This window comes from Microcoleus pseudofavosus SVA1_A4, from assembly GCF_036700565.1.
Taxonomy (GTDB): domain Bacteria; phylum Cyanobacteriota; class Cyanobacteriia; order Cyanobacteriales; family Microcoleaceae; genus Microcoleus.
Map to the genome: position 1 here is coordinate 17,585 of NZ_JAUBPE010000031.1, position 20,162 is coordinate 37,746.

21 protein-coding genes and 1 tRNA gene are annotated in these 20,162 nt (G+C 46.1%); 11 read left to right on the forward strand and 11 right to left on the reverse strand.

Going from position 1 to position 20,162, the window contains the following annotated elements:
- Positions 1–3: 3 nt before the first annotated feature.
- Positions 4–348 (forward strand): hypothetical protein, encoded by a 345-nt coding sequence (locus QUA02_RS15265; protein WP_333028999.1) that lies wholly within the window; start codon positions 4–6, stop codon positions 346–348.
- 279 nt (positions 349–627) lie between these two features.
- On the opposite strand, the gene hpsJ-A is transcribed toward QUA02_RS15265, so the two are convergent.
- From hpsJ-A to rfbB, 4 genes are all read right to left on the reverse strand, one after another.
- Complete coding sequence (gene hpsJ-A, locus QUA02_RS15270) at positions 628–1,305, reverse strand: HpsJ-like protein, cyanoexosortase A-associated (protein WP_333029001.1); 678 nt, start codon at positions 1,303–1,305, stop codon at positions 628–630.
- Between the two features lie 178 nt (positions 1,306–1,483).
- Entirely contained in the window at positions 1,484–2,152 is a 669-nt protein-coding gene (locus QUA02_RS15275; RefSeq protein WP_333029002.1) for a cyanoexosortase A system-associated protein, read from the reverse strand.
- Positions 2,152–3,000 carry a cyanoexosortase A gene (gene crtA, locus QUA02_RS15280; RefSeq protein WP_333029003.1) on the reverse strand — a complete coding sequence of 283 codons (849 nt, stop codon included), beginning with the start codon at positions 2,998–3,000 and terminating at the stop codon, positions 2,152–2,154. The genes QUA02_RS15275 and crtA overlap by 1 nt, the downstream gene beginning before the upstream one ends.
- Positions 3,001–3,419: 419 nt before the next feature.
- Positions 3,420–4,526 (reverse strand): dTDP-glucose 4,6-dehydratase, encoded by a 1,107-nt coding sequence (rfbB, locus tag QUA02_RS15285; RefSeq protein WP_333029005.1) that lies wholly within the window; start codon positions 4,524–4,526, stop codon positions 3,420–3,422.
- A gap of 357 nt (positions 4,527–4,883) precedes the next feature.
- Here rfbB and QUA02_RS15290 point away from each other — a divergent pair, with 357 nt between their 5' ends.
- Complete coding sequence (locus QUA02_RS15290; RefSeq protein WP_333029007.1) at positions 4,884–5,375, forward strand: hypothetical protein; 492 nt, start codon at positions 4,884–4,886, stop codon at positions 5,373–5,375.
- Between the two features lie 205 nt (positions 5,376–5,580).
- On the opposite strand, the gene QUA02_RS15295 is transcribed toward QUA02_RS15290, so the two are convergent.
- Positions 5,581–5,703: a hypothetical protein gene (locus QUA02_RS15295; RefSeq protein WP_333029008.1), complete on the reverse strand. Its 123-nt coding sequence runs from the start codon at positions 5,701–5,703 to the stop codon at positions 5,581–5,583.
- A 268-nt stretch (positions 5,704–5,971) separates the two neighbouring features.
- Between QUA02_RS15295 and QUA02_RS15300 the strand changes: the two genes are divergently transcribed.
- Positions 5,972–6,577, forward strand: a complete 606-nt coding sequence (locus tag QUA02_RS15300; protein WP_333029010.1) for a DUF1517 domain-containing protein — start codon at positions 5,972–5,974, stop codon at positions 6,575–6,577.
- 160 nt (positions 6,578–6,737) lie between these two features.
- On the forward strand, positions 6,738–7,646 hold the full coding sequence (locus tag QUA02_RS15305) for a hypothetical protein (protein WP_333029072.1): 909 nt from the start codon (positions 6,738–6,740) through the stop codon (positions 7,644–7,646).
- Between the two features lie 167 nt (positions 7,647–7,813).
- On the opposite strand, the gene QUA02_RS15310 is transcribed toward QUA02_RS15305, so the two are convergent.
- From QUA02_RS15310 to QUA02_RS15325, 4 genes are all read right to left on the reverse strand, one after another.
- The gene (locus QUA02_RS15310; protein WP_333029073.1) at positions 7,814–7,909 is read right to left on the reverse strand and encodes a type II toxin-antitoxin system HigB family toxin; all 96 of its coding nucleotides are present in this window, start codon (positions 7,907–7,909) and stop codon (positions 7,814–7,816) included.
- A 111-nt stretch (positions 7,910–8,020) separates the two neighbouring features.
- Positions 8,021–8,770, reverse strand: coding sequence for a hypothetical protein (locus QUA02_RS15315; RefSeq protein ID WP_333029012.1), 750 nt, complete (start codon positions 8,768–8,770; stop codon positions 8,021–8,023).
- Positions 8,771–8,799: 29 nt separating this feature from the next.
- The gene (locus tag QUA02_RS15320) at positions 8,800–9,090 is read right to left on the reverse strand and encodes a type II toxin-antitoxin system RelE/ParE family toxin (RefSeq protein ID WP_333029013.1); all 291 of its coding nucleotides are present in this window, start codon (positions 9,088–9,090) and stop codon (positions 8,800–8,802) included.
- The gene (locus QUA02_RS15325) at positions 9,087–9,317 is read right to left on the reverse strand and encodes an addiction module protein (RefSeq protein WP_333029014.1); all 231 of its coding nucleotides are present in this window, start codon (positions 9,315–9,317) and stop codon (positions 9,087–9,089) included. Before QUA02_RS15325 ends, QUA02_RS15320 begins: the two co-directional genes overlap by 4 nt.
- 208 nt (positions 9,318–9,525) lie before the next feature.
- Here QUA02_RS15325 and QUA02_RS15330 point away from each other — a divergent pair, with 208 nt between their 5' ends.
- The 3 genes from QUA02_RS15330 to QUA02_RS15340 all read left to right on the forward strand — a co-directional run bounded on the left by QUA02_RS15330 (position 9,526) and on the right by QUA02_RS15340 (position 12,912).
- Complete coding sequence (locus tag QUA02_RS15330; protein ID WP_333029015.1) at positions 9,526–10,368, forward strand: Uma2 family endonuclease; 843 nt, start codon at positions 9,526–9,528, stop codon at positions 10,366–10,368.
- A 12-nt stretch (positions 10,369–10,380) separates the two neighbouring features.
- Positions 10,381–11,814, forward strand: a complete 1,434-nt coding sequence (locus QUA02_RS15335) for a DUF3370 domain-containing protein (RefSeq protein WP_333029017.1) — start codon at positions 10,381–10,383, stop codon at positions 11,812–11,814.
- Positions 11,815–11,892: 78 nt separating this feature from the next.
- A complete protein-coding gene (locus tag QUA02_RS15340) occupies positions 11,893–12,912 on the forward strand; it encodes an S-layer homology domain-containing protein (RefSeq protein ID WP_333029019.1) in 1,020 nt (339 codons plus the stop codon).
- A gap of 418 nt (positions 12,913–13,330) precedes the next feature.
- Here QUA02_RS15340 and QUA02_RS15345 read toward each other — a convergent pair whose 3' ends face one another.
- Positions 13,331–14,929, reverse strand: a complete 1,599-nt coding sequence (locus QUA02_RS15345; RefSeq protein ID WP_445305174.1) for a peptidoglycan-binding protein — start codon at positions 14,927–14,929, stop codon at positions 13,331–13,333.
- A gap of 134 nt (positions 14,930–15,063) precedes the next feature.
- Here QUA02_RS15345 and alr point away from each other — a divergent pair, with 134 nt between their 5' ends.
- The 4 genes from alr to QUA02_RS15365 all read left to right on the forward strand — a co-directional run bounded on the left by alr (position 15,064) and on the right by QUA02_RS15365 (position 19,042).
- Positions 15,064–16,266 carry an alanine racemase gene (alr, locus tag QUA02_RS15350; RefSeq protein ID WP_333029023.1) on the forward strand — a complete coding sequence of 401 codons (1,203 nt, stop codon included), beginning with the start codon at positions 15,064–15,066 and terminating at the stop codon, positions 16,264–16,266.
- A gap of 467 nt (positions 16,267–16,733) precedes the next feature.
- Positions 16,734–17,582 (forward strand): mechanosensitive ion channel family protein, encoded by an 849-nt coding sequence (locus tag QUA02_RS15355; RefSeq protein ID WP_333029025.1) that lies wholly within the window; start codon positions 16,734–16,736, stop codon positions 17,580–17,582.
- 47 nt (positions 17,583–17,629) lie between these two features.
- Positions 17,630–18,757 carry a patatin-like phospholipase family protein gene (locus QUA02_RS15360; RefSeq protein ID WP_333029027.1) on the forward strand — a complete coding sequence of 376 codons (1,128 nt, stop codon included), beginning with the start codon at positions 17,630–17,632 and terminating at the stop codon, positions 18,755–18,757.
- A gap of 196 nt (positions 18,758–18,953) precedes the next feature.
- Positions 18,954–19,042, forward strand: a tRNA-Ser gene (locus QUA02_RS15365).
- A gap of 155 nt (positions 19,043–19,197) precedes the next feature.
- Here the strand turns inward: QUA02_RS15365 and QUA02_RS15370 are convergent.
- Positions 19,198–20,136, reverse strand: a complete 939-nt coding sequence (locus QUA02_RS15370) for a serine hydrolase (protein ID WP_333029029.1) — start codon at positions 20,134–20,136, stop codon at positions 19,198–19,200.
- Positions 20,137–20,162 lie beyond the last annotated feature (26 nt).

The window sequence follows — 20,162 nt, forward strand, 5'->3', positions numbered from 1 at the left end:
ACTATGACAACTAATTTGCTTCTCAATCTGCACCGTTTACCAAACAGCTTACCGAGCGAGGGTTATATTCATATTGAGCTAGTAAAAGGACTCCTAATATTTCGCATTTCCACCAAAATACAGGAGCGAATAGAAACCTTAATCGTTCAAAAAACCGAATCTGCTCTCACTTCTGAACAAGAAACAGAACTAGATCAATATCAAGAATTGGTTGATTATCTAAATTTGGTTAACGAAACGATGAGTAAAGCTTTTTTGTATCCTCTACACGGTACTGTCAAGCGCTATGATGACCCCTTTGAACCTGCAGCACCGTCAGAAGATTGGGAAGTGCAGACTCTTAAATAATAGATGTTTAAACTTGTGGATTATGTTTGCATTTATCAGTTCGTAGGGTGCGAAATGTACGCGCTATATCAAATCCCGGTAGCATCAGAATTAATATTACCCACAGTCAGGACACGGCAGTGCCGTTTCCCTACAATTAATTAGACGATAGTTACATCTGTCGCGAGCGCTCATGATTATTTTGGGGTAGGGACACGGCAGTGCCGTGTCCAGAGTTGCTATCATCTGTAGGAGTGCAACCAGAATTGATATTACATATAACTCGCGCACTCAAAACTACTACCGAGCCCAATCAGTACCGCGCCACAGCGTAAAAAACAAAACGCTAGAAATCAGCGCGCCCAGCAGCCACTTAACTGCATTTTTAAATAACCCCAAGCGCTGACTTGACTGAACCGCAGCACTTTGCGTCTGCAACCGTTCCTTAGCCGGAGTAATTCTCGAAAGAATTTGGTTTTTCAATTCCTGCGGGTTTTGCGTATCCGTTTGTACCCCCAGACGGGTAAGTTCCCCCGCCAAATTCTTTAAATCTTCAGGACTACCCTTATTCAGCCGTTCTTCCACCTGCTGCAACTGAGCTAATTGTTGGTTTGCTTGAGTAGTAATTTGCTTGTTGTTTTGGTTGTTGACGAAGATAGTGCCAAAAATTCCCAAAGGCAGCATCAACAGAAAAACCAGCGCCAACAGCAGACAAGCCCAAGACAAAACCTTCAAAAAAATGTCTTCCAAACGTTTGCGGTCATACTCTTCTCCAAAAAATATCAGCGCCATTGCCAGTAGAGGAACTGGCACCCGTTCCACTATTGCCCCAATCGTCTGCAATTCCCAGACGCGATTGCCAAAATTGCCTGGTATAAGAACTGCAATCGTATCTAATAAAGACAGAATTAATAGACCGTAGCCAATCCAACGCAGCCTGTAGATAGAAAAACCTTGCTCGCCTTGTACGTCATTCATAAAATAATCAGAATTGTTGTTAAGAAAAATCTCTCTTGACCCCGCCCAAAAACGGATACTTGCAAACGACAGCAGTCGTGGAGAGTCAAAAATTTTAGACTCTCGTTCAAGCTTCCAGATTCACCTGTGGAGTAAATCTAAAATCTAAAATCTAAAATCTAAAATCGACTGACTCGACTCAAGGTTCGGGAAATCGCGGCTGCCACCACCCATACCAAGAAACCCAAGCATTCTCTAGAATTTTTTGGGCATTTTCTGGAGGTGTTTTATCCAAAGGTACAGACATCTGAGTCCACAAACAGCGCCGGTCTTGAATATTTCCCCTACCCAACAGCCAAAACAGAATGCGGTTTGCCTGCCAATCGCGAGTATTCCGATTGTATCTAAACTGTTCGGCAGTGACTGTAGCACCGCCGCGAGGATTGATACACGAACTCAAATACAGTCGATTTTGCTTTTGCAAAATTCCGTGAAAACCTACCCCTTGAGTGCTTACCAATGCTAGTTTACCAGGAGACGACTTGAGAATAGTATGTCCCTTCATCATACTTTCCACATCCCCGTTGGTGTTTACCGCGTAGCGCATCTCTATTTCTAGAGAAATGTTATTTTTTTGATATTCATATTTTCTGGCTGCCTTGACTTCTGAAGTATCGGTAATTTTCAGCGCCGCGCTCTTTTGCAGTTGCCAATCTGCTAGAGGCACTGACTCTGGAAACTCAAACGGGGTTGCAGCAAGATTGCCAGTCGATGGATACAAGACCAACTTTCCTGCAACTAATAAAACCGCTCCTAAAGTAACAGCCAACAGGGAAATTCTAACTGGTTTCCAGTAGGTAATAGTCATTAGCAGTTTTGTTTTTTCTTATTTTCTGGTTCGTTTTTTAAGATGGCAAACCAGCAGAATATTCCGAAAATAAATACAGCAATCATCGAAAAGACTACCGAACCATTTCCTTCGTGCCAGTATTTAAATGCTTCTGTTTGAGATAGCGCTACCAACACGGCCATGAGAGCAACTCGCGCTGCATTTACGGTAAATGCAATCAGGACTGCCACAATAGGTACTACAATTTTTTGTCCCGTAGTTGTAGGAAACATCAGCAAAAAAACTAAAGCAAGTCCTAACAATTGTAGAATTGCATTCACCCCCGAACAGCCGTGATACACTTCCACGCTGCCTTTTTCTAAAATCAGAAAAACCCCTTGGCGTACAACTTCAAATCCTAAATAGTGCAGGATAAAAGCTGAAAACTTAGCCGTTAATTTCGCTACATCAATTAATCCGATCAACCCGGGAGGAATAGCTGTATAGGCAAGAATTAGAAGTTCCTGCCAATATTGTTTCAGTCCTTTTGTTCCAGAAGCAAGCATTGCGAGACTGATTCCCGACAAAAAAGGCGTTGCTCTGATAAAAAAGTCGTATCCATATATAGAGGAACTTTTGAGCAATATTAAACCAATTAACGATGCCCCAAAGAAGCTGGCGAAAACTCCGCTTTCAAAAGTTAAGGATTCGTGTCTTTCCCAAATAAGAAATGCCACGACTCCCCAAAACAGTAACATTGTGCCGAAGAGGTCAGTGTCGTTTGTTCTAGAAGTCAGAGTTAGGTGCAGGGTAATCAAACCTGCTGCGATCGCTAACACCCAGTATTTGGGTTCTTGGAGCTGCTTGAGCCAGTTGATTTCGGTCATTGCTGCTTTCTGTTTTTACTAAAAGCTTCTAAAATGCTTGATTTGGTAACTCTATTAAAATTATCAGCTACAAACAGTTGCATTTATGTTTTGCTGATGACTTGTAACTAAATCTTTACAAAGATTGACAAGGGTGAATATTTATGATAGTGAGATGCACTTAATTAAATCAGGAGTTACGCAGAAACCGGGTTTTTCAACCAAAATACTTCGTTCAAGCCGTGGATAAAAGTTAAAAAACCCGGTTAATGATTCATATCAAATCCGGTTACGTCGGAATCATACAGTAGTAGTGCGATCATCCGTAGCGAACGGCATGGATCGCGAGCCAGACGCTCGCACTGACCATCCAAATATACAATTCCGATCCAACCGGAAACGATATCGCACGCTATACGGGAGCGATCGCACGTAAGTGACTAATTGGCGTATATCTTGCTGTAGTAAGTTTGATATTCCTCCGAAAGCAGGGGTTCCCACCACTCCCGATGGGCTAAGTACCATTCCACAGTCTGCCGCAAACCTTCTTCAACTGTTACTGAGGGAGTCCAACCTAACTCAGTTTTAATTTTGCTGGCATCAATAGCATAACGCCGATCGTGCCCGGCTCTGTCTTTGACAAATGAGATCAGTTGTTCGCAAGGACGGGCGGGCAAATCCTCAGCTAATTCGTCCATTAGCTGGCACAGCATTTTTACTAAATCGAGATTTTTTACCTCGTTGTTGCCGCCAACATTGTAGGTTTCCCCAGGCTGGCCGCGGTGGATAACGACATCTAAAGCGCGGCAGTGGTCGAGAACGTAGAGCCAATCTCGCACGTTTTGACCGTCGCCGTAAACTGGCAGCGGTTTGCCCAATAGCATATTAATGCACATTAATGGAATGAGCTTTTCTGGGAAGTGATAGGGGCCGTAATTGTTGGAACAGTTGGTGATAATTGTCGGGACGCCGTAGGTGTGGAAATAGGCGCGGGCGAGGTGGTCGCTGCCAGCTTTGGAGGCTGAGTAGGGACTGTTGGGCGAGTAGGCGGTTGTTTCTGTAAATGCTGGGTCGTCGGGGCCGAGACTGCCGTAAACTTCGTCGGTAGAAACGTGGAGAAAGCGCATTTGTGCTTTGAGAGAGGGCTCATCAATTGCTTCAAAATGCTTGCGGAAGGCTTCTAAAAGCGTGAAGGTTCCGACAACGTTTGTTTGAACAAAGGCGGCAGGCCCGATAATTGACCTGTCAACGTGGGATTCTGCGGCAAAGTGGGCGACTGTGGTGATGTTTTCTTCTTTCAGCAAGGTATCGACTAGAGTACGATCGCAAATATCCCCCTGCACAAACCGAAAATTTTCTCCTCCTTCCAAAGTTGCCAGGGTTTGTCTGTTTCCGGCGTAGGTTAAAGCGTCGAGTACGACTACTCGATCGCCCCCATAGCTGCTGCACCAGTGATGTACAAAATTCGAGCCGATAAATCCAGCCCCGCCCGTCACCAACAATCGGCGAGGGGCTCGCTCAATGCCTTGATTCCCGCTGTCTGTCATAAAAATAAGAGTTTTTCCAATAACTAAGCCTTTTCAAAAGTAGCCTTAAAAGTAGTTTGTCACCAAGTTTTTGCCAGTCTGTAACTAAATTTTCTACTGTCTGACCTTAGATGTTCTAATTTGGGTGCGATCGAAATATTGGTTCACAAAACTTCAACTTCTGCCGTTCGGTTACTTAAAACGCTTACATAGCAACCATTCCAGGTTTTCAAACGGACAATTTTAAATTTGAATTGCGTGAGGCTATAGTTGACATTTGCGATCGATCCGCGATTTGGACGGCGCCCAAAGTTGATAGATTTGTAAAGAGCTGCTACCATTAATTTTTTAATTATCCTTTACAATCTCCAGAACACCATGAAGAAGTTTCAAGTGTTAGCTGGCATTGCTTCTGTCGTCGCGATCGCAAGCAGCATCGCCATAGGTGACGCTGCATCTGCTTTCCCCTGTTCCTACAGCAAATCTGGGGCGGCTCAATCTGGTTCTGCGACAACGCTCCTAGGTTCCGGCGGTTCGGATGGAATGAATCCGTGGAAATCCTACAAAACAGCAGCTCTCGGTTTCTTAGGTTTGGGTGCCGTTTTGGGCTCCGGTGCGGCCTACATGAGCTACCGCGCCGGCAAGCGCGCTTCTGCTGCTTGCGCTGCGATGACCGATAATTTTGAAGTTTTTGAAGAGCCGATCGATCCGATCGCAGATGCAGGTGTAGCTGAGTCAGCAGATGCGGTTGCAGCCGTTCGCGAACACCCGGAAGCTCCGGGCGGCGAGCTGGATTTGCCGGTTTCGCCAGTTGCTGAGTTGAGTTCGGAAATTGCGATCGAACAAGTCCAAAGCGCGATCGTCAAATAGTTATCTCAAACCAAAGTATTCGCTCAGCGAACCTCCAATCGAACTCGATTGGAGGTTTTTTGAATTAAATTTATCCACCGACAATTTCCTGTGATATCAATTCCGGTTGTATGGGAATTAATCTTACCCGAAATCAGGACACCGCGAGTGCCTAAGTCCCTACAATCGATCGCGGTAGGGAAACGGCACTGCCGTGTCCTCTATCTCATTCCGGCGCACCCGGAATTGATATGATTGCGATCGCGAAGCACAGCAAACAATGACCGATGAATCGATCGCGCACAATCTCATATTCCGGCGAAGCAAAGGAACGCCGAATTAATATCAATTTTAAAAAGTATTGCTACAATTATCAAATTTTTACCAATTATTATTAAAAATCGCAGATACCCGTCAGGACAAGACCGTGCCGTTTCCCTACTGTATTTGCTCCGATTGAAAACTGCGATAAAATTAGATGACTCAAAGCGAGACAGTACGCTGCGGAGGCGATCGCTCAAAATGCCCTCGATATCAATCTGAGGTTAGACGGCAAGAGTGCAAATCGCCTGCTATCGTTGGAAATATAGCCCTACAGATTACAACTATAGGTTATTATGAATGCTTGGCGCGATCGATTCAGTCAATTTACAGGTAAAACTCGACTGGCAGTTTGCCGTGTGTTCGTTCACCTAACAGGCGAAGAAGTTGCACCGCTGTTAGGAGTTCTAAACCGCACCGCCAGACAAGCAATTGATGCCGATGGCAACCTAGCAGTTTTAGGAGAAGGTCTTGTAGAAATTTGCAATCACCTGTTGCAATACGACAACTACTGGCAAGCAGCAGCCAATGAAGGCGATGTTTTTTGGAATGAAGGCGAAGCCGGCGATTATGTGGATGAGCTTTTCACTGATTCAGCCGATCGCTATCTCAGCGAGCCTCAATACAGCACCTCTGTTTATGATAAAAATTCCCCCTTGTCTTTGCCGGTAACTAGAAATGTCGTAGTGATGCTGACAGTTGCTTATGAAGGCGAAATTCCTGCCCTAGAAACAGACCTCGCTGACATCAGCGCGCTGAAAGTCGGTTTAAAAGCACTGATTAATTTAAATTACCAGCAAAGGCTCCGAGCTGTGCAAGTTCACTTTTCTCCCGCACAGTTGGGTGACGAACTTACCAACGACCAAGTGTTGGTCAATTTCCCCGAACTCATTCCTCTTTAAGGAAGGAAGAAGTTCGGCAACGGATTCAGTAACGGATGTAACGGCTCTAACGGATGTCGGGAAGAAGGAAGAAGGAGCAATTATCAAACAACCCATGCCCAATTACCAACTCCCAACTCCCAATTCCCAATTACTAATTACCAATTACCAATTATTATTTATGCTGCGAAGACTGACAATTTATTTAATGGCTTTAACTTTATTGTGGACGGCAACTGCCTGCGGTTCTCCTACCCCAGAAGCTCTTCCAAGTCCTGCGACAAATCCTGCGGCAAATCCTGCGGCAAATAGCAATGTAAACACGGTGCGCCCTGCACCAAACAATAACTTGGCTCAAGGCCAATATCCCGTACAGCAAGCTACCTACGACGATGCGGATGGTGAGTACAGTTTGATGTTGCTGAATACTCCCGCCGGCAGTCCCCCAGTTTACCGCACTACGGATTTGCAAATGGCTCGCTTAACGGATGAAGAAATATCGGCAGGCAAGAAAAGTTATCTAAATGTGAATAACAATCAAGGGGTTTTGCATTTGACAGAAGATTTTAAAATTGAGTACGTTCACAACGTGACGGAAACTGTCAATAACCCTCAAACCGGTCAGCCCCAAACCGTAGTAGTGAGACAGCAATCAGGCTTCTGGGCGCCGTTTGCTGGGGCTATAGCGGGTCAGGCGATCGGCAGTTTGTTATTTAGACCGCAATATTATATGCCGCCAGTCTATCAGCCGGGGATTATGACAGGATATGGCGGGTATGGCAATACTTACAGCCAAGCTGTTAACCAATATCAAACTCGCTACCGAACTCCGCCTCCGGAGGTGAGAAACCGTCAAGTTTTAAGGACGACCGGCCGCTTGCGATCGCCCACATCTAACCAGCCAGTAAGACCCTCAGTACGTCCAAATGCCAATAATAGATCGACCGGTTCGGGTTACGGCGGCAGCACTTTGAGGCGATCGCCCAACTCAACTTCCCCGCAGCAAAGGCGGAGTCCGAGTTTTGGTAGCGGCAGGAGTTCTCGTCAACCGAGTCGGAGTCGCTCTTTCGGGAGTGGCAGAAGGCGGTAAGAATGTAGGGTGCGTCGCCCTCGAATATCTGCGCCTTAGTGGGAAGTTTCCTGCAGCGACACACCCTACAACTACAACTGCATTAAACAGTAACTCGATCTCTCGAAGGGCTTCCTGATAGTCAGTTTCATTTCTAATTGAGCGCAATTCCATACATTCACCTCTGTTTAGACTATTTTTGCATCTACTTTGTCATACTCAGCATGAGTGCCAATAAATCGGATGAAAATAATACCAAGGTCATAGCGAATTGCCACAATCAGGCGATACTTCTATCATAACGCGATCGCATCTTGCTCACTAGAAGGTAAGGTTTTCAATCGGGCGAGCGGACGTTCAAGTAACTTTGACCATGTGCATCACTCACCATTTTTTCACGGATGCAAAAATGCGCGTAACTTTTCAAGCTCATCATCCTGAAAGCACTTGGAAAAAGAACGATCTTTGTAGGCATTTGGATGTGGAAGGAAAGCAAAAAATCTTTCACTGCTCCCTATCTTTATTGCCTCAGACACTGAGATTTTTTCAGGAATATTGAATTGACTTTGAATTGCTTTCCTTGCACGTTCTCCCAGCACCACAATTACTTTTGCCCCTGCCAGTTCTAAAGTCCTCAACAAATAGGCTTCAACACATTTATATTGCGCTCGTTCTACGCCAATTTCCTTATGGGATTTACAATGCACTATTTCGGTAAGTGCATAATCAATTCCTGGAAGCACATCCCGTTCAAATAACTCCATAGCACGTTGCCGGACTGCTGCCCAGAACTTAACAGCATGGCTATATGTCCCGTCCATTAGTAAGGATTTCGTACCATTGACGATCCATTCCTTGCGTCCCCCTCCAAAACGATAACTGAAGTAATCTTCCATATCATCGTCTGACCAAGACCAATTTGGGTAGTTTTCACCAGCGCCAATTGATGGATTTGAACTCAGAAAAAGAATAGGAGCTTTCTCTATATGTCCACTCCAAGGCTCAGGTACTTGAAAATCGTCTAAATTGAGCGACTTTTGATAATTAACAATTTCGCTACATGGATGTTCAGCAGCAGGATTTTCTCGACAGAACCGTGCATGGGGGCAATGAGCAATTTCATGTAGCAGAGTTATCTCAGACATTTTAAATGTTGGATTGCTGAATGTTTCAATTATTTGCGGCTTTTCCAATACCCAGGCTCTCGACTGCAATGCGTTACTGCGAGAATCAAAATGTAGTCTTGTTCGATCGTGTAAAGGATGCTATAGGGAAATTTCCGCGTCAAACATCGGCGAACATCTTCATCAACTATAGCCCAGCGAGTCGGAGATTCCCTAATTCGATACACAGCATCCTCAATAGCATTAATGAACATCTGTGCTACTTCAGAACGTTGTTCTGCATAGTATTGGACAGCTTCAGCATATTCGGCAAGTGCTTCAGGATGAAATACATACTTCATGGGTCAAGCAACAGCCTCACTTGAGCTAAGGCATCATCTCCCGGAATTGCTTGCACAGCACCACTTTGGATCTCGTTACGTCGTCTATGAGCCTCTGTTGTCCAAGCGGCCTGAATTATTGGGTCGATATCGAATTCTAAACTTTCTGCGAGTTTTTCTGCCAAAAGTGCTCTTGATGCACTAGGCAGAGATAAAAGCTCTTCTGTCAGTTGTTCAATTGACCGCATAGCTGGTTGCCAAATGCTTAACTATGATTGTAATGTAACAGATTTTAGACCAATAGAAGGTCATCGATCCGGGGTTGATGTGCTTTGCGATCGCCGCGCTCGAAGAGTGAGCAACAAACATTTTGTCAAACAGTATAAAGCCGCTTAATCTACAATTACTATGCTCTAATTAATAAAGCATCTGTCCTTTCACCATCGGATAGCTGACATGACCCAAAGCCTCAACCCCACAACATTACCCCCCGCTTTTCCCGATCACACCCAACTACCTGACTCCGACGGCACGTTTGTGAAAAACTTCCAAGAACATCCCCAGAGTATTCTACTCACCGACTCCCTGGAAACTACACTGCAAACCCTCCACCCGGACGGACAATATGCTATAGGGCAAGATTGTGGCATTTACTGGCGCGAAACCGACCCTCCAGAAAAGGGAGCCGAAGCGCCTGACTGGTTCTACGTTCCCAACGTTCCGCCCCTAATAGATGGGGAAATTCGCCGCTCTTACGTGATTTGGCGCGAGTATATTGTGCCATTGATTGCGATCGAATTTGCTAGTGGTAATGGCTCAGAAGAACGAAACAATACTCCCTTATCTCGCTTACCAGAAGGTATCAACCAGAAACCCGGAAAGTTTTGGGTATACGAGCAGATTATTCACATTCCTTACTATGCGATATACATCATTAAAACGAGCGAATTGGAAGTCTATAACTGGGTGAATACTCGTTATCGCCGTTTGCAACCGAACGATCGCGGGCATTATCCGATCGACCTGATGGGAGTAGAGTTAGGTGTGTGGGAAGGTAGCTATCAAAATCAGCATCAGCGATGGTTGCGTTGGTGGGATAATCAGGGGAATTTGTTGTTAACTGGTAGCGAACAAGCTAAACTAGAACGCCTCCATACCGAACAGGAACGCCAAAGAGCCGATCGCGCAGAACAAACCCAACGGGATGCGATTCCCCAACTGCTGGCAATGGGTTTAACCGTAGAGCAAGTGGCTCAGGCGCTGTCGCTGTCGGTGGAAGATGTACAGAGATTGGGTTGACAGTTAACTTTCATGATTCAGAAACCAAATCTCTTTTCTCGAATTGCTGGTATTTCTACGATCGTCCTTTGTGCAGTCGGCGGATTGTTGTACGTCAAAAAACCCGTACAATCTGTTCCCGCAAAACCAGCACCCGAGGAAATTGTACAAGCTACGGAAGTGCGCGAGCTCCCCGGACAACTCGACAGCATCCCCCTCTTCAACAGCGACAGTCCCGAATGGGTCAAAAAAGAAGGCATTTTGCTATCAACCTTTCCCCCAGAGGGCAAAAAAGTCCCCGCAGCTCACCTGAACTTTGCCTTTCAAGGGCAATTTAACCTGTTTGCTCACCACTTTTCTCACACTCCGCTGAATTCTAGAACTTTGTATATCGGCGCTTTGCTCTACAATCCCAGCTCCGAACCCGTGACGGTGGAAGTGTTACAGGCAGCCAGTTACCTGATGGAACCGGACGCGCCTTTTAAACAAAAACCAGCACTAAGTGAGAGTCCCAACGGCGAAGTATATTCCGGCCCTGGGATTCGCGCTGTCGATAGCGTTTTGCGGGGAATGCGGCAGCCGGATTTTCCCGCAAAACTGCTGATGGCACCGGGAGAAACCGCATTGTTGATGAATCGCCCTATTCCCGTGCGGGGTCTGGAAAAGCCGATAAATGGTCGTTCTACCTTTGTGCGGCTCAAAAGTAGCGGCAAGGTTTATGCCGCTACTTTGGCAATGTATGCACCTCAAAATGCTGATGGGGGCGATCCTCTTCGAGGGCTGCGCCAACGCGCGCCAACTCTGGAAGAATGGCAGCAATTGCTGAATAATGGCGGTTTGGCAGGCCCCCGCGACAAAACCCCGACTCCCCCCGACGCGACTTCGGGAAGCCTGATTTACGGCCGCGTGGCAGGGGTGCAGCAAGGTTCTGGATGGGAAGCGGAATTAGTCGATCGCGATGCTAAAAATCTGGCAATTCCCCAGACTGGAAAAGCGATATCCTATGCGATCTCTACCTTGCGCGGGGGCACTTTAGGAACCCAACAAGTGCAAGCCGGAAAAATGCTGGCGCGCTATCCCGACACCGCTTACGAAGCCCACGGCAATTACGGCGTACAGTACAATCTGATTTTGCCGCTGCATAACACGGCACAGAAACCGCAAACAATAGCGGTGAGTTTGGAAACGCCTTTAAAAGAAGATAAACTCTCAAAAAATGGCTTGCGGTTTCGCCAACCTCCGCTGGATTTTCCTTATTTTCGAGGTACTGTGCGGCTGCGCTACCGAGATGATGGAGGTTACGATGTAACTCGCTACGTGCATTTGTGGCACCGTGTCGGTCAAGTTGTGGAACCGATGGTAAAGTTGAGGTTAGCTGCGACAGAAACGCGATCGCTAAAAATTGATTTTATTTATCCTCCCGATTCTACGCCCCCGCAAGTATTAACAGTGAGAACCTTAGAATAGTTGATTTATTTATTTCAGTCACCACCAGACCCAAAAAATATGTGATTTAATTTCTACATTGATATGTAGGTGACAAGTATGTCTTCTTCACAACCCCCGTCAGGGGAAAGAAACCCTCTAGGATTTGATGAATTGATTGCGATCTTGGTTGCCTTCGGCACGATGGGAGCAATTTTCTTTTGGGTAACAGGCAGAAATCCCGATCGATTGGGTGCTACAAATTGGCAATTTCCAGCCGTTTTCTCTCAACCTGCTGTCACGCCCGCTAGTCCGAGAATATTAACGCCTGGGCTGCCGAATTCGGATGTGCGATCGCCCGCTACAACCATCCTTCCCTCGGAACCGGATGCTCTGCCTGTTGCACCTTTAGGGCCGATTTTACCGCAAAATCCTCCGGTGGGTGTAATCGTTGTTCCTCCCAAGCCAATTGTGCGATCGGCTCCAGCTCCAGCAACGACCAAACCCAAAGCAGGTAAACCCAAAGTTGGGCCCGTTAGATTCTCTGATGTTCCTGACAAATATTGGGCGCGTCCGTTCATTGTAGCTTTAGTCGATCGAAAAATTTTTGCTGATTCCACCGACAGCAAATTTCGTCCCGACGAACCGATAACGCGAGCCGAACTAGCGCGGTTAATTCAGCGAATGTCCGGCGACAAAGAACCGATCCGAAAATCGATTGATTTTAAAGACGTAAAAGACAAAAGTCCTGCCGCTACTGCGATCGACCACACTGTCAAAACTGGATATCTTCAAGGATACCCAAACAATGAGTTCCGTCCCGAAAAACAAATTCCGCGTGTCGAAGTAATCGCAGCTTTAGCAAGCGGTTTGAGCCTGAAACCATCAACAAAAGCAACCAGAACTTTACAAGTTTATACAGACAGGGCAAAAGTGCCGAAATGGGCAGTTAACAAAGTAGCATCAGCCACAGAAGCTGGTATTGTTGTCAACCACCCGAAGCCCACACTTTTGCAGCCTAATAGAACAGCAACTCGCGCCGAAGTAGCAGCCATGATTTATCAAGCTATGGCCAAAAAAGGCCAAGTACCTGCTAAGCCTTCTGAGTATGTTGTGAAGCGTTTAAAGTTGTCCAAATAATATTTTCACCCCTGATGTAGGGTGCGCAGTGCGCACCTTATTATGTAGGACGATGCAAACGAATTATGTAGGGAGCGCAGTGCCAGCCCTGTCTGACCTGTTAAATTTGAGCCGGACAAAAAGCATCAAACCAGTATTTCATATCGTTTCCGGTTGCATCGGAATAATATATTTAGACAATGTCAGTGCGAGCTTAATATCTCGCGGCGTGGCTCGCGAGCTCTTAAGCTCGCACTACATAATTCCGATGCTACCGGATTTGATATCACGTTCCTATTTTTCAGAGTTCAATCAAGGAAAATTGCTTGGGGGAGCTTGGGTTCAGAATCAAAACGCTGAAAGTTACTAACCTCGTTACTCGCGCTTGTCAACCGGTGCGCAATTCGCACCCTACAAACTTAACTACGAACCAGCTAGATTAATCTTGAAACACCATAATGCTGCCGGAATAGCAAGCTACCCAAACCTGATTAGTTTGCGGATCGTAAGTAATCCCGATCGGACTTGAATTAACATTCACTGTTTGCAGGACTTTCATATCGCTAGTCCTAACTTTGCTAACCGTATTCGAGAAATAGTTAACCACATAAATTCGTTTTCCATTATCAGAAATCGTCATGCTGCGAGGTGCATTTCCCGTCGAAACTTTGTCCACCACTTTACCAGTTTTAAGGTCAATTTTTGCCACATTTCCTTCACCGTTCAAAGTGACATAAAGATAGTCGCCCTTGGGATCGATCGTCAAATGACGCGGCGCATTGCCAATATTTCTCAGCCATTCTACCGAAAAGTCTATGAGATTAACTTTCGCAATATCCGAAGAACCCATCACAGCAACGTAGGCACTTTTTGAGTCTGGAGTGACAACAATACCGCGAGGATATGCACCCAGTTTCACCCGCTCGACTTCGCGGCTTTTATTAGTGTCAACTACGCTCAAATCCCAACTGCACCAATTGCTAGCGAGGGCGAAACGATTGTCAGGCGAAACAGCATTGAATTTCGGAACTGCACCTACAGGAATTACCTTTTCTATTTTCAAAGTTTGGGTATTGATGCGGTACAGGAAACTTTGGTCGTGTTTGGCCGCTGGAGAGCACCTGTCGCTCCCCGGATTGTCAAACCCCGAACCGTACATTTGATAGTTGGATACATAGGCATATTTGCCGTCTGTTGAAAAAGCAGCTTCTACGGGAGAACCTTGATAATTGCCTTTGAATTTAGAAAAGCCGAACTTCGACAAGTTTACTGTATCGGGAATAGTCTTGACTAATTTAAACTTCCTGTCGTAAACTGTGATGGTGTGGCTGTACATCATGTTTTGAGCAAAAAACAAACCCGCTCCCGAATAAACTATTGATTTCGGCGATATTTTGCCGTAAATAATTTTTCTCAAGGTCATTTTGCCGGGAGTATTTTCTGGAGGATTTACTAGCCTTTTCGGTTGTGATTCACTTGCTCGATCGTCGGGAGTTTTTGCGGGAGTTTCTGTTTTAAATGGTGGCAAAGATGGTTCTTGAAAGAGAGGTTCTTTTGGCTGATTTTTAGTTGTATCTTCGAGTTGGTTTGTGTTTTCTCTGGCGCTAGGAGATGGCGAAGGTCGATCGACATTGGGCGATGTTTTTCCCGCAGATTCATTGTCAGCGATCGCGTCTTCCGGCTTAACGTTCAGGGCTGATAAGGTTTTTGGGCCGACAATTCCGTCAATTTTCAGGTTGTTGTCTGCTTGGAACTTTTTCACAGCAGCCTGGGTTACAGGACCGTAAAATCCTGTGGGCTGGCGGCGAAAATACCCTGCGTTTTGTAGAGTTTTCTGGAGTTGGGCAACTTCCGGGCCTGAATCGCCTTTTTTGATGGCTAGTGCGGGATTGACTAAATTGAAAATTGTGAGAGCGATCGTAAAGAAAAGTAAAGGAGTAGAGGCTAAATTCAGGTGCGTTTTCGAGTTTGTCGATTGAGTTTGACCCGCAGGCGTTTCCCAAGTTTCAGCTAAATGCAGGTAAGCCAGTCCGTCCATAGTTTTTACCGAGTATTTTTGGTGCTGTGATACACCAGTTGACATTGATTAAAGGGCAAATTTAATTATAATTAAACCTAGGGTGAAATCTCCGAGCAGTTTTTAATGGTGCAAGCAAGTAGGAGCGATCGACAATGTTGAGTGGGGAACAAACAACCGCAGAATCAACGACAAAAGAATCCCGCCAGAGGGTTCTGTGGGACGGTGACGGGGGACTTTGCCAGCGGGCTTGGGTAGAAATCGATTTAGCAGCTTTAACTCACAATGTAAAAGAGCTTAAAAATCTCTTATCTCCCCACACAGAACTGATGGCAGTTGTGAAAGCGGATGCTTACGGGCACGGTGCTGTTGCAGTCAGTCAAACAGCATTGCAAGCAGGTGCTAGTTGGCTGGGAGTGGCGACAATTCCCGAAGGAATTGAATTGCGAGAAGCTGGGATAGAAGCGCCGATTTTGTTGTTGGGGGCAACTCATACAGCCCAACAGGTAAAGGCGATCGCCCAATGGCACTTGCAGCCAACTATTTGTACTGCCAAACAAGCCCTAATTTTTTCGGAAGTTCTCGCCGATCTCAACCAATCTTTGCCAGTTCACGCTAAGTTGGATACGGGAATGTCTCGCTTGGGTACGCCCTGGGAGGAAGCAACAGAATTTGTGCAATTAGTCAAGCGGTTGCCCAATTTAAAATTAGCCAGCATTTACTCTCACTTGGCGACAGCCGACAGTCCCGATCCGGCAGTTATGATAGAGCAGCACCAGCGGTTTAAACGGGCGATCGAGCAAATTAAAACATCAGGAATTAACCCCCCTCGCCTGCACTTGGCAAACTCTGCCGCCGCCCTGGCAGACCCGGATTTGCACTACGATTTAGTGCGAGTCGGTTTAGCTACCTACGGTCTTTATCCAGCTCCTCACTTGCAAAATGTTGTCGATTTAAAGCCCGCAATGCAGGTAAAAGCTAGGGTAACGCAGGTGAAAACAATTGAAGCAGGAACAGGCGTCAGTTACGGCTATCAATTTATCGCTGGGCGTCAGACACAAATTGCGGTAGTTGGCATCGGCTATGCAGATGGAATCCCGCGCAATCTTTCCAATAAAATGCAGGTTTTAGTCAGGGGCAACTTTGTGCAGCAAGTGGGAGCAGTGACGATGGATCAATTAATGCTAGATGTAACTGATATTCCCGATTTAGAAGTCGGCGAAGTGGTGACGTTGTTGGGCAAAGATGGGGAAAATAAAATTACTGCTGACGATTGGGCCGCAACTTTAGGAACTATTTCGTGGGAAATTGTCTGCGGTTTTAAACACCGATTGCCCCGCGTAGCAGTAAACTATTAACAGTAGTCCAGCAGGGGTTTAAACAAGAGCCTCATAGCAAAAGTCGGTTTAAACCGACTCAAGAGTTTGAGCGAGAAAATTATTGATTTTAGTTTTCTTTTAGAGGACTTTAGCTCTCTCGACAGTCCGGCAGGGGTTTAAACCCCCGCCTCATAGCAAAAGTCGGTTAAAACTTACATCTTGCACCATTCTCAAGAACAGGCAAGATGCCTGTTCCACAAAGAATTAATTTCTTGTGGGGTGGGCATCCTGCCCGCCCATAAAAGCCTTATTGAGAATGGTGCAACATCTCAGTTAAAACCGACTCAAGAGTTTGAAGAATAAAATTATCGACTTTAGTCCTCTTTGAGAGGACTTTCGCTATGAGACAGGGGTTTTCAACCCCTGTCGGACTCTCGGGATAAGCGAGGAGACTGAGACTGCAATGCCCAATTCCCTGGGAAAGCCAATTCCCAATTCCAATTAATATGACAGCCATCAGCAGATTTATACCAATAGCCCAAACCTTCTATTCTCAGCTAAATGCAGAAAGAACACAAGCCTTGGAAGTAGCTCAAGAATTCTCGAAAAAACTCGTAGAATTGGGGTTTAAAATTGTACCTCAACTGCTGTGGGCGATCGGCATTTTGTTAATTACGCGATTTGCGATCGACTTTGCGGGCCGCGTGACTCGCCGAGCACTCAGTCGCACCGAAGCCACACTGCGGAAATTCTTAGTTCAAGCTGCTGAAATTACGATTTTGGTAGTGGGAGTAGTCGCCGCTTTGAGTCAGTTGGGAATTCAAACTACCAGTGTGGTTGCGGTGGTTGGTGCGGCGGGTTTGGCGATCGGTTTGGCGTGGCAAAATACTTTGTCGCACTTTGCTGCTGGGGTAATGTTGATTAGTTTGCGTCCTTTTGAAGTCGGAGATGGGATTGAAGCTGGGGATGTTAAGGGAGTAGTGGACAGCATCGGGATTTTTTCAACAACCGTCGTGACAGACGATCGCATAAAAATTATTGTCCCGAACAATCAGTTGTTTAACGGTACATTGAAAAATACAACAACAATGGGAACGAGGCGAGTAGACTTGAAAATTGATATTGGCGATCGGCCGATCCGTCCAACAGTGGCTGAGTTATTAGAAATTGCCCACTCTCACCCCCTGGTTTTGGAGAATCCGCCCCCGACTTGTTTGGTAGCCGAGATTACTCCAGATACAACTATTTTATCTCTCCGGCCTTGGTGCGCGTCGGTGGCCTACGAACAAGTGCGATCGCAAGTTCAAGAACACGTCAAAGAAGCAATGAATGCCCACAAAAATCCAGAACAATAGATATCAATCTAAAATCTAAAATCCCAAATCGATCCGAGGTATTTCCCATGAGCAAGTGGTATCCGCAGCAAATTTTGCAAGAACCCGGTGTCAGGATCACCGCAACCGAGAAACAAACAATTCTCAGCAAATTTCCGCCTCCCGACGAAAACGGTCAAATCTATGCCGACGGGGTTTTTGAAGGCGGCGGCGTGCGCGGAGTTGCGTTTTTAGGAGCACTCAGGTGCTGCAGCGATTTGGGCATCCGCTGGCGAAAATTGGCCGGCACTTCGGCAGGTGCAATTACTGCGGCAGTATTGGCAACCGACTTGTCAATTGATGATTTAGAGGAAATTTTAGGACAGCTCGATTACAGCATATTTTTAACTCAAAAAAACAGTCCTCTAATTTTAAACGGCGACCCCGCCGACGACTTGCAATCCCCAGCTTGGACTCTACTTTTCCTAACAGTTAGCCGTCAGATGGGAGAATATTCGGCGCAACCGTTCCGGCAGTGGCTGGAAGCAATGCTCGGTCGAGGTAACTTGCACACTTTTGCCGATGTCAAACAAATCGTAAAAGACCGGGAATTAAAAGTAGTAATATCCAACCTCACTCGCGGTGAAATGTTGGTAATTCCCGATGACTTGCGACGGCAGGAATCTGCCGATTCCGATCCTTTATACCAGCAGTTGCGACTCGCAAATCCCGAAGATTTTAGCGTAGCTGAAGCGGTGCGGCTGTCGATGAGTATTCCGCTATTTTTTGAACCGGGAAAACTCGGCGATGACTTAATTGTCGATGGCGGAATTTTGAGCAATTTCCCCCTGTGGATTTATGACAAACAATCCGTCGGTTCGACTCCCGCTATGCCCCGCTGGTTTACCTTTGGGTTTCGATTGGTCGATACTGGAATTGAGAATCAAGTTAAGATTGATACTCCGCTGTCGATGCTGGCGGCGATGTTCAGAACGATGATGAAAGCAAGAGACCGCTATCACCAGCGGGAAATGGATAAAGGCAGGGTGATTAATATTGATGTGACTGAAGCTGGGGTGACGACGACGGATTTTCACCTTGATGCCGATCGCAAGGCTCACCTGTACCGCTTGGGATATTTGTATACTAAGAGGTTCTTTTTGAGTTCCAATTTTAGTTGGGAAAAACACTTGAAGGCCAGGGGCTTTGGGGAGTAGTCTTGATTTCGGGAATTGGGCATCGGGCATCGGGCATTGCGAATAGTTTCTTTTTCTTCCCTCTTACATCCTGTATCCGTGTCAAAATTCGTGTTGTGCCCTTCTTCCTTCCATACAGCGTCAGGGATTGAGGATTTTTTGAATTTAGGGGTTGCCAAAGGCTAGATGTGTGTGCTATGATTAGTTGCTGTCATCTGGAGAGGTGGCTGAGTGGTCGAAAGCGGCAGATTGCTAATCTGTTAAGGGTGTTAACATCCTTCGAGGGTTCAAATCCCTCCCTCTCCGTTTTAGAGCTTCTAGGAAAAAATTCCTTTTAATCAAATCTTGGGACGCTGCTCAAAGCCCATCCCACAAGAAAATTTTGTGGGATGGGCTTTGAGCAGCGTCCAAATTATTTTGGCAATTCAAGTCTAGTCTAGCCGCAATATTAACTACTAAATCTAATTAAGCACTTTCATCGCTTCTACAAATTGCCGCGATATAAATGGCAAAATCTCTTCCTTCTTGCTATTGTCTTTTCCCTCGGTAAATACAACCAACAAATACGGCCGCAAACCCGGTATTTCAATATAAGCAGCATCGTGACGAACTTGACTTGTCAGTCCGGCTTTTGACCACAATTTTGCTGATTCTGGCAATCCCCCGCCTAAAAAACCTGTAACTTGATTTTCAGGATCTGCCTCTAATTCTGCTGGTTCTAAACTGCGTTTCATTAAACCCATCATTTCTTGGGATGCTTGGGCAGAAACAGCTACGCCGCCGATTATAGTGTGCAGCAAACGCGCCGCTGCATTTGTGGTCAGCATATTTCTATTTTCCATTAATTCTCCCAGAACTGCTCGCTCGCGACCGTAGGGGCCGTCACACCAGGTTTTTTGATTGACGTTAATATTTTCTAATTCTGGCCAATCCAATGATTGAAAGTAACGGTTGACGATGTTTCGCTGCTGTTTCCAAGTTTCAAAGGGGCCTGGTGATAATTCTGGGCCGCTGGTGGTGCCGGTGAGGGCGTCTACTACTAAACTGGTGGCGTCGTTGCTGGAATCAACTATCATATCTCGGACGGCGCGTTCTAATTCTGGCGATGTTTGAATCATGCCTTTTTGCGCCCATTCCCAGATGGCAACGAGGTAGAATAATTTGACGATGCTGGCTGGATAAATTCGTTCGGAAGCTCTAGCGCTAAAACCTCGCGGTTGATACTTCCAAAATTCTTCTGCACTCAGGGCGCCGCCTGTATTGACTCGCACCGGCGGATCGTAGACTATCCAGGTAATGGCTGTACGATCGCCCGTTAATCCTGTAAATTCTGCCTTGGCTGCGTTTATAATGCTACTGCCGAGGGTTTCTAATTGTTCGTCTTTGTGGAAAAATGTCATGGTTAATGGCTGACGGTTAACGGTTA

What these genes read in the sequence shown, in the direction of transcription:
- QUA02_RS15360 (WP_333029027.1), top strand. Translation starts at nt 17,630, where the DNA reads ATGAGCAAGTGGTATCCGCAGCAAATTTTGCAAGAACCCGGTGTCAGG.
- QUA02_RS15290 (WP_333029007.1), top strand. Translation starts at nt 4,884, where the DNA reads ATGAAGAAGTTTCAAGTGTTAGCTGGCATTGCTTCTGTCGTCGCGATC.
- QUA02_RS15320 (WP_333029013.1), bottom strand. Translation starts at nt 9,090, where the DNA reads ATGAAGTATGTATTTCATCCTGAAGCACTTGCCGAATATGCTGAAGCT.
- QUA02_RS15300 (WP_333029010.1), top strand. Translation starts at nt 5,972, where the DNA reads ATGAATGCTTGGCGCGATCGATTCAGTCAATTTACAGGTAAAACTCGA.
- QUA02_RS15370 (WP_333029029.1), bottom strand. Translation starts at nt 20,136, where the DNA reads ATGACATTTTTCCACAAAGACGAACAATTAGAAACCCTCGGCAGTAGC.
- QUA02_RS15315 (WP_333029012.1), bottom strand. Translation starts at nt 8,770, where the DNA reads ATGTCTGAGATAACTCTGCTACATGAAATTGCTCATTGCCCCCATGCA.
- QUA02_RS15275 (WP_333029002.1), bottom strand. Translation starts at nt 2,152, where the DNA reads ATGACTATTACCTACTGGAAACCAGTTAGAATTTCCCTGTTGGCTGTT.
- QUA02_RS15340 (WP_333029019.1), top strand. Translation starts at nt 11,893, where the DNA reads ATGTCTTCTTCACAACCCCCGTCAGGGGAAAGAAACCCTCTAGGATTT.
- hpsJ-A (WP_333029001.1), bottom strand. Translation starts at nt 1,305, where the DNA reads ATGAATGACGTACAAGGCGAGCAAGGTTTTTCTATCTACAGGCTGCGT.
- QUA02_RS15325 (WP_333029014.1), bottom strand. Translation starts at nt 9,317, where the DNA reads ATGCGGTCAATTGAACAACTGACAGAAGAGCTTTTATCTCTGCCTAGT.
- rfbB (WP_333029005.1), bottom strand. Translation starts at nt 4,526, where the DNA reads ATGACAGACAGCGGGAATCAAGGCATTGAGCGAGCCCCTCGCCGATTG.
- QUA02_RS15345 (WP_445305174.1), bottom strand. Translation starts at nt 14,929, where the DNA reads ATGGACGGACTGGCTTACCTGCATTTAGCTGAAACTTGGGAAACGCCT.
- QUA02_RS15305 (WP_333029072.1), top strand. Translation starts at nt 6,738, where the DNA reads ATGCTGCGAAGACTGACAATTTATTTAATGGCTTTAACTTTATTGTGG.
- QUA02_RS15330 (WP_333029015.1), top strand. Translation starts at nt 9,526, where the DNA reads ATGACCCAAAGCCTCAACCCCACAACATTACCCCCCGCTTTTCCCGAT.
- crtA (WP_333029003.1), bottom strand. Translation starts at nt 3,000, where the DNA reads ATGACCGAAATCAACTGGCTCAAGCAGCTCCAAGAACCCAAATACTGG.
- alr (WP_333029023.1), top strand. Translation starts at nt 15,064, where the DNA reads ATGTTGAGTGGGGAACAAACAACCGCAGAATCAACGACAAAAGAATCC.
- QUA02_RS15355 (WP_333029025.1), top strand. Translation starts at nt 16,734, where the DNA reads ATGACAGCCATCAGCAGATTTATACCAATAGCCCAAACCTTCTATTCT.
- QUA02_RS15265 (WP_333028999.1), top strand. Translation starts at nt 4, where the DNA reads ATGACAACTAATTTGCTTCTCAATCTGCACCGTTTACCAAACAGCTTA.
- QUA02_RS15335 (WP_333029017.1), top strand. Translation starts at nt 10,381, where the DNA reads ATGATTCAGAAACCAAATCTCTTTTCTCGAATTGCTGGTATTTCTACG.